Annotated in this window: 13 protein-coding genes; 6 read left to right on the forward strand and 7 right to left on the reverse strand. The window is 68.5% G+C overall.

The features are described from left to right. The first annotated feature begins 251 nt into the window (after positions 1–251). Positions 252–1379, forward strand: a complete 1128-nt coding sequence (gene prfB, locus ACTB72_RS16300; protein WP_463038061.1) for a peptide chain release factor 2 — start codon at positions 252–254, stop codon at positions 1377–1379. 26 nt (positions 1380–1405) lie between these two features. Here the strand turns inward: prfB and ACTB72_RS16305 are convergent, their stop codons facing one another. Beyond that, complete coding sequence (locus ACTB72_RS16305; protein ID WP_463038062.1) at positions 1406–1888, reverse strand: hypothetical protein; 483 nt, start codon at positions 1886–1888, stop codon at positions 1406–1408. A 242-nt stretch (positions 1889–2130) separates the two neighbouring features. Between ACTB72_RS16305 and ACTB72_RS16310 the strand changes: the two genes are divergently transcribed. Together ACTB72_RS16310 and ACTB72_RS16315 are read left to right on the forward strand one after the other, a co-directional pair. Further along, positions 2131–2451, forward strand: coding sequence for a hypothetical protein (locus tag ACTB72_RS16310; RefSeq protein WP_463038063.1), 321 nt, complete (start codon positions 2131–2133; stop codon positions 2449–2451). Between the two features lie 307 nt (positions 2452–2758). Then, a complete protein-coding gene (locus tag ACTB72_RS16315) occupies positions 2759–3694 on the forward strand; it encodes an IS1595 family transposase (protein WP_463038073.1) in 936 nt (311 codons plus the stop codon). Here ACTB72_RS16315 and ACTB72_RS16320 read toward each other — a convergent pair. Then, positions 3682–3930: a hypothetical protein gene (locus ACTB72_RS16320; protein WP_463038064.1), complete on the reverse strand. Its 249-nt coding sequence runs from the start codon at positions 3928–3930 to the stop codon at positions 3682–3684. The genes ACTB72_RS16315 and ACTB72_RS16320 overlap by 13 nt on opposite strands. Between ACTB72_RS16320 and ACTB72_RS16325 the strand changes: the two genes are divergently transcribed. Together ACTB72_RS16325 and ACTB72_RS16330 are read left to right on the forward strand one after the other, a co-directional pair. Then, the gene (locus tag ACTB72_RS16325; RefSeq protein WP_463038065.1) at positions 3929–4672 is read left to right on the forward strand and encodes a hypothetical protein; all 744 of its coding nucleotides are present in this window, start codon (positions 3929–3931) and stop codon (positions 4670–4672) included. The two genes, ACTB72_RS16320 and ACTB72_RS16325, sit on opposite strands and share 2 nt — an antisense overlap. An 11-nt stretch (positions 4673–4683) precedes the next feature. Next, complete coding sequence (locus tag ACTB72_RS16330; RefSeq protein ID WP_463038066.1) at positions 4684–5208, forward strand: hypothetical protein; 525 nt, start codon at positions 4684–4686, stop codon at positions 5206–5208. Positions 5209–5325: 117 nt separating this feature from the next. Here ACTB72_RS16330 and ACTB72_RS16335 read toward each other — a convergent pair whose 3' ends face one another. The 4 genes from ACTB72_RS16335 to bcp all read right to left on the reverse strand — a co-directional run bounded on the left by ACTB72_RS16335 (position 5326) and on the right by bcp (position 8907). Further along, positions 5326–5562 carry a hypothetical protein gene (locus tag ACTB72_RS16335; RefSeq protein WP_463038067.1) on the reverse strand — a complete coding sequence of 79 codons (237 nt, stop codon included), beginning with the start codon at positions 5560–5562 and terminating at the stop codon, positions 5326–5328. 500 nt (positions 5563–6062) lie between these two features. Next, positions 6063–6578, reverse strand: coding sequence for a bactofilin family protein (locus ACTB72_RS16340; protein WP_463038068.1), 516 nt, complete (start codon positions 6576–6578; stop codon positions 6063–6065). Further along, complete coding sequence (locus ACTB72_RS16345) at positions 6568–7911, reverse strand: DUF5930 domain-containing protein (RefSeq protein ID WP_463038069.1); 1344 nt, start codon at positions 7909–7911, stop codon at positions 6568–6570. Before ACTB72_RS16345 ends, ACTB72_RS16340 begins: the two co-directional genes overlap by 11 nt. A gap of 525 nt (positions 7912–8436) precedes the next feature. Next, on the reverse strand, positions 8437–8907 hold the full coding sequence (gene bcp / locus ACTB72_RS16350; RefSeq protein ID WP_463038070.1) for a thioredoxin-dependent thiol peroxidase: 471 nt from the start codon (positions 8905–8907) through the stop codon (positions 8437–8439). 242 nt (positions 8908–9149) lie between these two features. Between bcp and ACTB72_RS16355 the strand changes: the two genes are divergently transcribed. After that, complete coding sequence (locus ACTB72_RS16355) at positions 9150–12935, forward strand: hypothetical protein (RefSeq protein WP_463038071.1); 3786 nt, start codon at positions 9150–9152, stop codon at positions 12933–12935. A 37-nt stretch (positions 12936–12972) separates the two neighbouring features. Here the strand turns inward: ACTB72_RS16355 and ACTB72_RS16360 are convergent. Then, positions 12973–13501: tyrosine--tRNA ligase (locus ACTB72_RS16360; protein WP_463038072.1), on the reverse strand; the 529-nt coding region annotated here is incomplete at its 5' end.

Below are 13501 nucleotides of genomic sequence, written 5' to 3' on the forward strand. Positions count from 1 at the left end.
GGGACCGGCGCCCCGGCCGGCGCGGCGCGGCCGGCGCCGCCCAAGCCGTCGGCGGGCGGGTTCGGATCGACGGGGCTCTACTGAGCCGCGTTCCGGGCCCCGTGCCCTCGCCTTCGCCCCATTCGGCGCCGTGCGACGGCCATCCATGACTTGAGACCCGCGCCGCGGCGGTCTATGTCCCCGGAACGCGTCCGCAGCCCCCGGGGCCGCGCCGGCGCGGCGCCCTGTCGGACCAAGGAGCTTCTCGTCCCATGCGTGCGGAGACCCAGACCCTCATCGCCGAAATCGAGAAGTCCGTGGCCCTGCTGCGCCAGCGCGTGGGCTGGGAAACCGCCGGGCATCGGCTGGAGGAGCTCAACGCCCGCGTCGAGGACCCGAGCCTGTGGAACGACGCGGCCCAGGCCCAGAAGGTGATGCGCGAGCGTCAGCAGCTCGCCGACAAGTACGGGCAGGCCAAGGGGCTGGGCCAGGAGCTGGCCGACCAGGTCGAGCTGATCGAGATGGGCGAATCCGAGGGCGACGCCGAAGTGGTGGCGGAGGCCGAGGCCGCGCTCGCCGCCCTGCGCGACCGCGCCGGCAAGGCCGAGATCGAGGCGCTGCTGGACGGCGAGGCCGACGGCTCGGACACCTTCCTCGAGATCAACGCCGGCGCGGGGGGCACCGAATCCTGCGACTGGGCCCAGATGCTGGCGCGCATGTACACCCGCTGGGCCGAGGCCAAGGGCTACAAGGTCGAGCTGATGGCCGAGACCGGCGGCGAGGAGGTCGGCATCAAGTCGGCGTCCTTCAAGATCACCGGGCCCAACGCCTATGGCTGGCTGAAATCGGAATCGGGCGTGCACCGGCTGGTGCGGATCTCGCCCTTCGACAGCCAGGCGCGGCGGCAGACCTCGTTCTCGTCCGTGTGGGTCTATCCGGTGGTCGACGATTCCATCGAGATCGACATCAAGCCGAACGAAATCCGCATCGACACCTATCGGTCGTCCGGCGCGGGCGGGCAGCACGTGAACACCACCGACTCGGCGGTGCGCATCACCCATCTGCCCACCAACATCGTGGTGACCTCATCCGAAAAGTCCCAGCATCAGAACCGGGCGAACGCGATGGCTGCGCTGAAATCGCGGCTCTACGAGATGGAGCTGCGCAAACGCACCCAGGCGATCCAGGACGCCCATGATGCGAAGGGCGAGATCGGCTGGGGCAACCAGATCCGCTCCTACGTCCTGCAGCCCTATCAGATGGTCAAGGATCTGCGCACCAACGTGGAGACCTCGGACACCGGCGGCGTGCTGGACGGGGATCTCGACCGGTTCATGGCCGCGGCGCTCGCCATGGAAGTGACCGGCAAGACCCGCGCCGAGGCGATGGCCGAGGACTGAACCTCCGGCCCCCCCCGGCCCGTCAGTCAGGGCAGCGAGGTCGAATCGCGCGCCTGCGGCTCCAGCCCCGCGATGATCCGCCGGGCGCAGAGCGGGTTGTCGGCGGGGCCGGCGACCTCGACCTCCGCGCCGGTTCCGCCCGCCAGCGCCATCACCGTCACCTCCGCAAGCCGATGCGGGCCGTTCCGGTCCAGCACGACGACGAATCGCGCCCGGCCGGAAGGCGAGGCGGCATCGTCGAGACGCTTGGGCATCGACGCGGTCACGACCCCCTGCGGCGGCCAGCAGCGCTGCGCAGCCTCTCGGGCGACGCCGAGAGCCTCGGCGAAGGGCAGGTCCAGCGCGCCGCGCCAGGCGATGGGTTCTGTGGAGGGGGCCGCCATCGGGTGGCCTTGGTCGTAACCAGGCAGGCCCGGGGGCGGCGGGCTCGCGCAGCCCGCGAGCAGCGCGGCGGCGGCGAGGGCCAGCCTGCGGCGCAGGGCGGAGCGGGTTAGATGCGGTTCGACCATGGGCGCAGCTTCGGTCCGGACGGACCTTGGGTCAATGCCGGGGCGGCGGGCCGCGCCCCTATCCTTTCGGATAGGCGCGCGCGCCGATCGCGCCGCAAGCCGCTCTTTCGCAATGTCGCGCACGACGGGGCGAGGGCGTAGAACATTCCCCATGCAGAGGGCCGCGACGCCCGGGCGATCTGAAGATCGGCGCAAATCCGAAAAACGAGGCGCGATTGCGGCGCCTGGCAGGAGAGCCCGACATGCCCCCCATCGACCCCGCCGTCCCCTCTTCGGATGACGCGCCCCGCGGCGGCTTTCCGATGGCGCTGCTGTTCTGGGCCCATGTCGCCGGCGCCGCCGCCGGGGTCGCCGCGGGCGTCGCCGGCTTCGGGTTCTTCGCCGCGCTTGGCGTCGCCTGGGCGAGCGCGGTGTCGATGACCCTGATCCTGCCGTTCCTGCCCTGGATCGGCTCCGGCTTCCGCAAGGGCTCCAGTTCGGACGGGATCGACGCCGACCTCGCCGGATGGGCCGAGGACCTGGCCTCCGAGCGCGACGCGGCCCGCCTGCGCGACGCCGCCTGAGCCGCGTCGCCCCGGACGATCCCGGCCCGCCCGAAAACGTCGTCCCCGCCCATGTCCCTCACTCCTTGAGGGCGGGCGCGCGCGAGGGGCGGCCGGGACCGAACCTGCCCATGCCGGCGGCTCCCGCTTTCGGCGACCTTCCGCGCCTCGACCCGACCTCGTTTGCGCGTCCCTGCGCCGGACCCTTCGCCGATGCCCCTCCCGAACGAACGCCCCGGCGCTCCGGGGCGTTTTCCGTTGGCGATTATATACCTTGCAAACACGGTCAAAAGATCCTACCTAGCCTCAAGACGATAGGAGAATGACCGTGTCCAACCTCAGCGCCCCCTACCTGCACGACGAGGAAGCAGCCTACGCCTTCCTTGAGGGGGTGATGTGGCCCAACGGCGCAACCTGCCCGCACTGCGGCGGCACGGATCGCATCACCAAGGTGAAGGCGAACCCGGAGAAGCGCATCCGCCTGGGCCTGCACCGCTGCGGTGACTGCAAGAAGCAGTTCACCGTCAAGGTCGGCACCGTGTTCGAGGCTTCCAAGGTCAAGCTGAACCTGTGGCTTCAGGCTGTGGTCCTGATGACGTCCAGCAAGAAGGGCATCAGCAGCCACCAGCTGCACCGCGTGCTGGGTGTGACCTACAAAACGGCTTGGTTCATGGAGCATCGTATCCGTGAGGCGATGCGATCTGGCGATCTGGCCCCGTTCGGCAGCAACGGCGGCGCGGTTGAGGCTGACGAGACCTTCATTGGCCGTGAGCCGGGCAAGCCGAAAAAGCGCGCCTTCCACCACAAGATGAAGGTTCTGAGCCTCGTTGATCGCGAGACGGGCCGCGCCCGTTCCATCGTCGTTGACGATATCAAGCGGGAGACCATTGAGAAGTTCGTTGGTGAGAATGTCGCCCGCGAGGCGCGCCTGATGACCGACGAGGCCGCGATGTATACCCGCATCGGCGCGAAGTTCGCGGACCACCAGTTCGTCTCTCACGGCAAGGGCGAGTATGGCCGTGGCGACACCCACACGAACACGATTGAAGGCTACTTCTCGATCTTCAAGCGCGGCATGAAAGGCGTCTATCAGCACTGCGGCAAGCGCCACCTGCACCGCTACGTCGCGGAGTTCGAGTTTCGCTACAATAACCGTAGCGCCCTAGGCATTGAGGATCATGGTCGCGCCGTGAACGCGCTTGTCGGCGCGAAGGGTAAGCGCCTGACCTATCGGCGGACTGGTGGGGCGCATCAGGCCGTTTGACCGCGAGGGCGAATGAGGGCTAGAAATATCGATCTTGCAGCTTCAAAAGAAGTTGCTTTTGCGAGTATCTCAAAGCTGGCCTCTGGCTCCCCTCGCATCTTGGAGCAGATGAAGTATCCCTCAGCGCCACCTAGGCCATTGCCATGCCCCTGGGCGCGTCGATACATTGAATTCGAAAGCGGCGTTACGAAAAAGATCTCTTCGCCAGCTTCACCTTCTAGGAACATGTCTTCCATGGCTTACTCGTCCGCTGAAAAGTACACCGTGCACGTTGAGCCTCGCATTTCGGCCAATCAGCTTGCGGAGTATGCTCTAGCATCGCCATCGCGTCGACATGCTATCGTCAGAAACGCCAAATTTGCGCCGACCTACCTTGTGATCCGCTACAAGCACGCGAAGCAAGCGATCTGCAATTTTCTCTCCGATGGCACCAGAAACACAGCGATTCTCCATAAAGCTGAACTTGCCCAGAAAAACGCGGCAAGCTCCGCTTCAAGCGAGTTTGCAAAAAATGATGCTCTCCTGTCTGCGGAAGCGATTGCGTCATTTGCCGCAACCCAAGACATGAAATTGCTTAGCAAGTTGACCTTTACACCCGTCAATAACCCGCTGCCTAAGCTTCAGATTTCAGGGGTTAATGTTTCGGTTAAACTTGATCTAATTTCCCATAACGCTGCAAACGAAAAACTAGGCGGGCTGATCTTGCAGACGTCGAAAGCTGTATCTTCGAAAAATTGGAGGGATGAACACGGTGCTGTCGTCGCTTCCCTGTGTTGGATGCAAGCGCAGGCTCATTTTGTAGAGCCCAGCAGGGTCGATAGAAAACTATGCTTTTCTGTTGATGTATTCGCAAAAAAAATTGGACAAGCGCCGGCCAGCTACAAGAAGCGATTAAAGGACATTGAGGCATCTTGTGCAGAAATATCGATGTTGTGGCACGTCATTCCGCCGCCCAACGATTTTGACGGCGACTTTTGACAGGTACGAAAATGACTGCCTTTCAGTTTGTTGGAGAGATAGCGGTAGAGTGGAACCGCATTGAAAGTGAATTCGATAGCTTCTTGGGGCTTTACCTCGGCACGGACCAGTTGACACTTGAGATTATAACAAAAAAGATGCGGCCCAATGATCGAGAGACACTACTGAAGCGGCTTGTCGAAGCTAAGGAGCCTAGCGCAGAGATTAGGGCTGAAGTCCTGCATGCAATTTCACTTTGTGGGCTATGTAGAAAAAATAGAAACACTATATTGCATACAATTGGATCAACTGGCGCTGAGATATCGGAAGATTGCGCTCATATATTAATGAATTTTTCAACATGGCTCCCAGGTTTCCGCGCTTATCTTAGGAGCTTGCTCGTAAACGTTGGACTCGTTGTCGCGGATAGAGACAGCCGGGAGATCTATGAGGACGACAAAAGCGATGAGATGGAGGAGCGCCCTTTCCCAGAGTTTTTAGCGCCGCAAAGGCCCGAGAGGCCAAGGGAACTTACTTCTGAGGACATAACCCAATGACTTCTAATAGAGACCAGAAAATTCGCTTCGAGGAAGCCGCCCGCGAACTAGGCGTAGACCTCGATGAGGACAAGCTGAAGGAGGCACTGCGGCGGATGAAAGGAGAGGCTGACGTGCCTACGGAGCAGTCCCCAGAAAAGCCTGGATCTGACCCTGAAAAGCAGTGAGGGCGCTTGCAACAGCGAGCGCCAGCAAAACCGCCGTCCAGATGAAGCCTTTGCTCGGCAGGTGCGAGACGTTCGTTTCCAGCCGCCCAAGGCGGTCGCGGACGTCCTTCATGTCCCCGCGGACCTCGGACAGATCGCGTTCGATGTACCCTATCGTGGTTTCCAGTTTGGCAACTCTGGCTTCCATTGGATCATCCGGCGGTCCTCCCGCCGCTCCACTTTGGTTCCCGCCCACAACAGACAAATGCGGCGGCGCGTGCCCGGGGCCGAGATTGGCTCGCATACAGCTTACCCTATCTCAGCTAATTGCTCTTTCAGAGATTTTAAAGCTTCCGGCGACAGCAAGAGCGCGCCGTAAAAAACAGGCCCGTTGATGCCGTTGCGCCCAAAGGCAATGCGCACGCAAGACCCGTCCTTGCTCGCCACGATGCGAGTCGCCCCATATTCTCCCGCCGAGATCGACTCGGCTGCACGCCGCTCTGAATCTGAAACTGGCATCTGGCCCCCCCCCTCTAAGCTACCGCGAGGCTACGTCCTTGCGGGCAGAATTGGAAGCGTGTTTGCGTCGTATATAATCGCCTTTCCGTTACAGGGCCCCGAACGAAAGACGCGGGCCCCGTCGCCGGGACCCGCGTCTCAAATCTCGTCCGTGCCGCTGCCGTCGGGCCGCGCCGTCCCCCCCCGGGATCAGTCCTCGGTTCTGGGCGGCGTCGGCGCGGAGAAGGACGGCATCGGCTTGGAGCCGGTGCCGTCCGACAGCGGATCGTCGTTGCGCTGGACCGACCCTTCGAAATGGGCGCCGCTCTCGATCGCGATGGTCTTGTGGATGATGTCGCCTTCGACCCTGGCGGTCGAGGTCAGGCGCACCTTCACGCCGCGGACCCGGCCGACCACGCGGCCGTTGACCACCACGTCGTCGGCGACGATCTCGCCGCGGATGGTGGCGCTTTCGCCCACGGTCAGCAGATGGGCGCGGATGTCGCCGTCCACGGTGCCCTCGACCTGGATGTCGCCTGCGGTCTTGAGATTGCCGGTGACCACGAGGTCGGAGCTGAGGATCGACGGCGGCGCCTTGGGCTTTGCGGCGCTCGGCGCGGGCGCGCCGGGGCGCGCCGGGGCGGCCGGGGCCGGAACCGCGGGCCGCGACGCCTGGTCGTCGGCCTTGGTGTCGATCGGATCGTTGATCTTCGACTTAGAGAACATTGCGCGCGGCCTCGATGTACTTCATGGGGTTGAGCGGCTTCCCGTTCAGTCGGATCTCGTAGTGGAGATGCGAGCCTGTCGAGCGTCCCGAGTTCCCCATATCGCCGATCCGGTCATCTCGCGCAACCCGCTGGCCGACCTGGACCCGGGTTGCGTTGAGATGACCATACACGGTTTCGAACCCGAAAGCGTGTCGGATCTTGATGACCCGGCCATATCCCGACTGCCATCCGGCGAAGGTCACCACGCCGTCGGCGGTGGTGTAGATCGGGGTGCCGCGGGCGGCGGCGAAATCGGTGCCGGCATGCATGCGCGACCGACCGTTCTTGGGATCGCGCCGCACCCCGAAGCCGGAGGTGAAGCGGAAGGCGGAGTGCACCGGCCGGGCCAGCGGCAGCTTGGCGGCCGCCACCTGCATCAGGCTGGCGCGCTCGAGCCCGCCGAGCAGGTTGGCCACCCGCTCCGCATCGTCGGAGACCAGCTCGGGCGCGACCGCTTCGTCGACCGGCAGGAACGGCCCGCCCTCGCCGGAATAGTCGCGGCGCAGTTCGGAGACGACCCGGTCGGGGTTCACCCCGGCGGCGTCGAGCGCCTTGGTCAGGCCGCCGAGGCCGGCTTCGACCGCATCCTCGAGCTGGGCGAACAGGCGGGCGCGGGCGTCGGCGGCGCGGCCGCGCTCGGTCTCCATCGTCTCCAGCCGGTCGGCGAGGGCGGCCTGCATCATCACCGCGGCGTCGCGTTCCCGGGTGGTGTCGTCGAGCGCCGCGGTCACGCCCTCGATGGCGGCGGACCATTCGTCCTCCGCCGCGTCGGCGGCGGCGTGGGTGGCGTCGAGCTCGCGGGCGCGGGCGGCGAGCGCGATGCGCTCCCGCTCCGCCGCGTCGCGGGCGGAGACGGCGTCGGCGAGCTTGGCGCGCAGGCTTTCGAGGGCCAGGGTCAACTCGCTTTCGGCGTCCGCGGCCGCGACCAGGCTGGCCTGACGGCGGGCGAGTTCGCGGCTGAGCACGTCGAGCCGGGCGAGCGCGTCGCCGGCCTGTTCGGCGGCGTCGTCGCGCTCGGCCTGCAGGGCGGAGACGCGGGCGTCCCGTTCCGCCATGAGCGTGGCGAGCCGGGCGTCGCGGTCGGCCGCGATCGCGGCGATGTCGGCGGCGCGGCGTGCCTCGGCCTCGGCCACCGCATCGGCGGAACCGGATTCGAAGGCGGAAACGCGGGCGGAAAGCGCTTCGCGTTCCGCGTGATTGAGGAGCAGCGACACCGTGGCGAAGCCGGTCCAGCCCAGCAGGGCGGTGACGCAGGCGGCGGCCAGGAGGCCGCCGCGTGCCGTGACGCGCATGTGACGCGCGTCGTCGCCTTTCCGGATGGTGAGCCGCCAATCAGGCAAACCACCAACGGCACGCGGATCGTCCGCGCGGCCATTCGGGCCTGTCATCCGTGTCCCTCGAGTGCCTGGCGTCGGGATGTCCTGTCCCTTCGCGATTTTCGCGTGTTGTTGTGTTTCTGCATCGTTAGCCGATGGCCTGCCCGGTGATCAACACGTTTCGACTGTCGCCGGCATCGCGGGGCGCCGGGGACCGGACTTCGAGATCATGTCGAGCGTCCCTCCCGGAAATTGAATCGCCCGCAACCGGAGGAGTCGCCGGCTAGAGCCTAAATAGGGAAAGATTAAGGCATCATTAGCAGGGCAGGGCCTCCGACGAAGCCCGCGCTGCGGAAAGCGGCAGGCGCCGCAGCGTCGCTCCGCCTCATGAACCGGCGATGGCTGGAACGCGGGGTGCGTCCGTCGGTCGCATATTTCGGCGGAGTTCGCCGCAAGGCCGAAACGGTCGGCGCGGCCCTGGCCGCGCCGACCGGTCGCAGGTCAGACCGGCTCGCCCAGCGCGGCCAGCGCCTCGGCCGCGTGGCCCTTCACCTTCACCTTGCGCCAGATCCGGCGAATCCGCCCGTCCGCCCCGATCAGGAAGGTGGCCCGGTCGATGCCCATGTACTTCTTGCCGTACATGCTCTTTTCGACCCAGGCGCCGTAGGCCTCGCAGACCGCGCCATCCTCGTCCGACAGCAGCGTCACGCCGAGGCTGTGCTTGGCCTTGAACTTGTCATGGCTGGCGGCGCTGTCCTTGGAGACGCCCAGCACCTCGGCCCCCGCGGCGGCGAACTCCGCCCCCAGCGCGGTGAAGTCCAGCGCCTCGGTGGTGCAGCCGGGCGTGTCGTCGCGGGGATAGAAATACAGCACCACCGGCTTGCCGCGCAGGTCGGCGAGCGTCAGCGCGCCGCCGCCGTCGCGGGGCAGGGTGAATTCGGGGGCGGCGTCGCCGACGGCAAGCTCGGTCATGGGTCGCTTCTCCTGCTGGGTTTGGGCAATAGGGTGAAGGTGGAGCCGCCGGCCGCGCCAACAGGCGTCATCGCCATGGCAAGGCCGCAAAGGCAGGTTCTGAACACGAGACAGGGCCACCGGCGCCTCGTCAAGTCCGCGAGGATGGCGAGGACCGGGGCTTTCGCGCGCGCAGAAGGGTTGCGGAAGGGCTGGAGGCGGTCCGAAGAAGGCCGCGGACGGACGGCAGGCACGGGAGCGACATGCATCGCAGGCACTTGCATCAGCAGCAGGCGGACGGCCGCCTGAACCGGACGCGTCGCCGCGCCCGGGGCGAGAGCATGGCCGGGCGGCATCTGATCCGTTTGGGATCCTTCGTCGCGGCGACGCTGCTGCTGGGCGTGGTGGTGGTGACGCTCGGCCATCAGCGGCTGCGCCAGGGGCCGGTGTCGCTGGGACCGCTGACCCCGATCATCGCCGACCGGCTCGGCGCCTCCGCCGAGGGGTTGAACTTTCATATCGGGCGGGCGATGTTCGCGCTCGGCGCGCCGGGCGAGGTCTCGGGCCTGCGGCTCAGCCGGGTGCGGGTGACCGACGACGATGGGATGCAGGTCGCCGATGTCCCGGAGCTGAGCATGCGGTTCCTGCTGTGGGACCTGGCCTTCGGCCGGCTGGAGCCGACCGAGATCCGGGCGACGGGCATCTCCGCGGTGATCGAGCGCGACGTGCGGGGCCGGATCCGGCTGCCCGGCGCCGCGCGGGCCGAACGGGCGGCCGAGGCGGAGAGCCCGGTCGAGCTCGCGGCGGAGGCGACCATGGCCTCGTCGGACACCGCCTCGGCGCTGGTGGCGCTGCTGGCGGCGAACGCGCCCGGCGAAGGGCCGCTCGCCCGGCTGGAGAAGGTGACCGCCAGCGGGGTCGACGTCGTCTTCCGCGACCATTTCACCGGGCAGAACTGGCAGCTGATCGACGCCGAATTCACCGTGGAGCGGGAGGCGGACCGCGATGTGGGCCGCCTCACCGGACGGGTGGCGCCGCCGCCGCGCGCGGTGGGGGCGCTCGCCGATCCGGGCGGGACGACCGAGGCCTGGCCTCCCGGCGAAGACCCGTTCGCGCCCGCTTCGGTCCAGCCCGCGCCCGAACCGCTCGACCAGGCCGACGGCCCGTCCGAGGGCGAAGCGCCCGCGCCGAGCGTCGCGCGGTTCGCTTTGGAGGGGCAGCGCCGCCATGACGACGGGCAGGTGACGGTCCGGCTCGGGCTGAGCGGCCTGCCCATCGCGCATGTGGCGCTGGCCGCCGGGGCGCCGATGACCGAGGCGGCGACGTTCGGCGACTTGCGCGCCGGGATGCGGGGCGAGGCGGTGCTCGCCTCCGACGGCGCGCTGATCTCGTTCCGGGGGGGCGCGCGGATGGGGCCGGGCGCGCTGGTCGGCCTGCCGGACCCGTTCGGTCGCATCGACCGGGCGGCGTTGAGCCTGTCGGTCGACGAAGGCGCGCCGGGGCTGCTGAATATCCGACGGCTGGAGCTGACCGGCCCGGCGGGGCGGGCCTCCGCCTCGGGGCGGATCAACCGCTTGCCGGGGGGCGAGGGCGTGTCGCTGGCGCTCGACATCGACGAGGTGGTCCTGCAGCCGGAGGCGGGATTCGCCCGGCCGATGGTGTTCGGCGCGGGCGGGCTGACCGCGCATTTCCTGCCGGGCGCCGGGCGGATCGAGCTGGAGGCGCTGTCGCTGGAAGGCGCCGACACCACGCTGACCGCCGAGGGCGCGGCGGAATGGGGCGACGAGGGGCCCGACATCGCGGTCAGTTTCGCCACCGGGCCGCTGTCGCTGGACGGGCTGCTCGCCGGCTGGCCGGTGAAGGCGGGGGCCAACGCGCGCAAATGGGTGCTGGAGCATCTGTCGGAGGAACCTGCGCCGGAGCCGGGCGCGACGCCCGCGTCGGCGTCGGCGTCGGCGTCCGCGCCCGGGCCTGCGGCGCCCGATCCCCGGCCGGGCATCACCGCGGCGCGGGGCGCGTTCTGGTCGGCCCCGGGAAAGCCGCCGGAGCTGACGCTCGATTTCGCCTTTCAGGGCCTGCGCGGCGAGGTGCTCCGCGGCATGCCCGCGATCACCGGCGCGGTCGGACGCGGCCGGGTCGGCCTCGACCGCTTCGACATGGCGCTGTCGCAGGGCGTGGCGACGCCGCCTGGGGGGGAGGCGATAGACCTCGCCGGCTCCACCTTCTCGGCGCCCGACCTCGATGCGCGGGAGACGCCGGGCCTGCCGACGGTGCGGGCGCGGGGGCGGATCGCGGACGTGCTGAGCCTGATCGACCAGCCGCCGCTGCGCCTGATCAGCAAGTTCGGCATGGATCTTTCGAGCGTCGCCGGCGAGGTGACCACCACCGCGAAGCTTTCCTTCCCGCTGATCGCGGACCTGAAGCTCGAGCAGCTGGAGGTCGAGGTCGCGGCGGCGCTCAGCGATGTGGTCGCGCCGATCCCCGGCGGCGCGGGGAATGCGCGCGCCGCGTCCCTGTCGCTCGACGTCGACGCGGACGGCCTGCGCCTGGCCGGCGCCGCGCGGATCGAGGGGTTGCCGGCGCGGATCGACTGGCATGAGCGTTTCGCGGGCGGAACCGCCGCCGATCCGCAGCGGGAGGTGACGGTCAGCGCCTCGCTCGACGCGGGCGTGCTGGAGCGGCTGGGCGTGGAGGGCCTGACCCTCGAGACCGGGGCCGCGCCCGCGCGCCTGACCCTTCGCAAGGTCGACGCGAACCAGCCGGACCGGTTCTCGTTGTCCGCCGATCTCAAGCCCACCGCGCTCGCGATCCCCTTCATCGCCTGGACCAAGCCCGCCGGCGCGCCGGGCAAGATCGCGGCCGAAGGCCGGATCGCGGCGGACGGCTCGATTCAGGTGGATCGCCTGTCGGGCGAAGGCGGGGGGCTGGCGCTGTCCGGCGCCGCGCGCATCGGGCCGGACGGGACGCTCCGGCGCCTGCGCCTCGACCAGCTGGCGCTCGACGGGCTGATGGATGTGGGGCTGCGGATCCAGACCCAGGACGCGGGGCGCATCGATGCGACGGTGGATGGCGACTTCATCGACCTGGGCGAGCTGTGGCGACGGGCGGAGTCCGGGCTGCCGGGCGACGGGGCGGCGCAGGTCGACGAGGCCGATGAGGCCGACGATGCGCCGGGCCCGGGCGGCCCCACCGACAAGGCCCGCGCGGCCGAGCTGGGGCGGCCCTTCGCGGTCAGCCTGAAGGTGGCGCGCGCGCGGCTGGTGGAGGGGATCGAACTGAGCGCCGTCGACGGCCAGGTGACCCGCGACGACGGGGTGACCCGGGCCGAGCTCTCGGGCGAGGTCAATGGCGGCCAGCGCGCCGACCTGCGCTATCGCATCGGGCGGAGCGGCGGCGGGCGGCTGACCATCGACAGCGCCGACGCCGGCGCGCTGATCCGCGACCTGGGGCTGTCGGACGAGGTTTCGGGCGGGGTGCTGAAAGTGCGGGGCCGGCTTCCGCCAGGCTCCGACGCGCTGGTCGGCGTGGCCGAGGCCGACGGCATCCGCGTCGGCGGCGAGGAGGCGCTGTCGGGCGTGCTGGAGCGGGCGTCGCGCGACGGGTTCCTGCGCGCGCCCGAGGCCGCGACGCCCACCGCCACCGGCGGCTACGTCTTCGACACGGTGCGCGCCCCGTTCCGGCTGGAGGGCAAGCGGATCCGCCTGACCGACGCGCTCGCCACCGGGCCGATGCTCGCGCTGAAAGTGTCGGGGGATTACGACCTCGGCGGCGGCGCGCTGGACCTGTCGGGGGTGCTGACGCCGGCCTACGCGATCAACGGCATCCTCAACAGCCTGCCGATCGTCGGCTTCCTGCTGGGCGGCGAGGGCGAGGGGATCCTGGCGATGAATTTCTCGGTGACCGGCTCGGCGTCGGATCCCGACATCTCGGTCAACCCGTTCTCGATCCTGACGCCGGGGATCCTGCGCGACCTGTTTTCGGGTTTCGGCGCCGAGGACGACGACGGGACGGCGCCGGACGGGACCGACCGCGCCGATCCGGGGCGTTGAAGGGGGGGCGGCGCCGGCCGCCCCCCCTTCGAGGGCTTCAGTTCAGGCGGATCAGGGCGTGGCGCTTCTTGCCGGCGGAGATCTTGACCGGGCCGGCGGCGAAGACGTCGGCGCCGACCATCTGGCCCGCATCGGTCACCGCCTCGTCCGCCAGCCGCGCGCCGCCCTCGGCGATCAGGCGTTTCGCGTCCTTGCCGGACTTCGCCAGCCCCGCCTTCACGAAAAGCTGGGCGACGGAGACGCCCGCCTCGGCCTCGGCAGGCGTGAGGTCGAAGGTCGGCAGATCCTCGCCGGCGCCGCCATGTTCGAACACCTCGCGCGCGGTGGCCTCGGCCGCCTCCGCCGCGGCGCGGCCGCGGGCGAGGGCGGTGACCTCGTTGGCGAGGATGATCTTGGCGGCGTTGATCTCCGAGCCCTCCAGCGCGCCGAGACGATCGCATTCGGACAGCGGCAGCTCGGTGAAGCGTCGCAGCAGCAGGCCGACCTGGCTGTCCTCGACATTGCGCCAGTACTGCCAGAACTCGTAATGGCCGAGCCGGTCCTCGTTCAGCCATACCGCGCCGCCG

This window comes from Albimonas sp. (assembly GCF_055129145.1).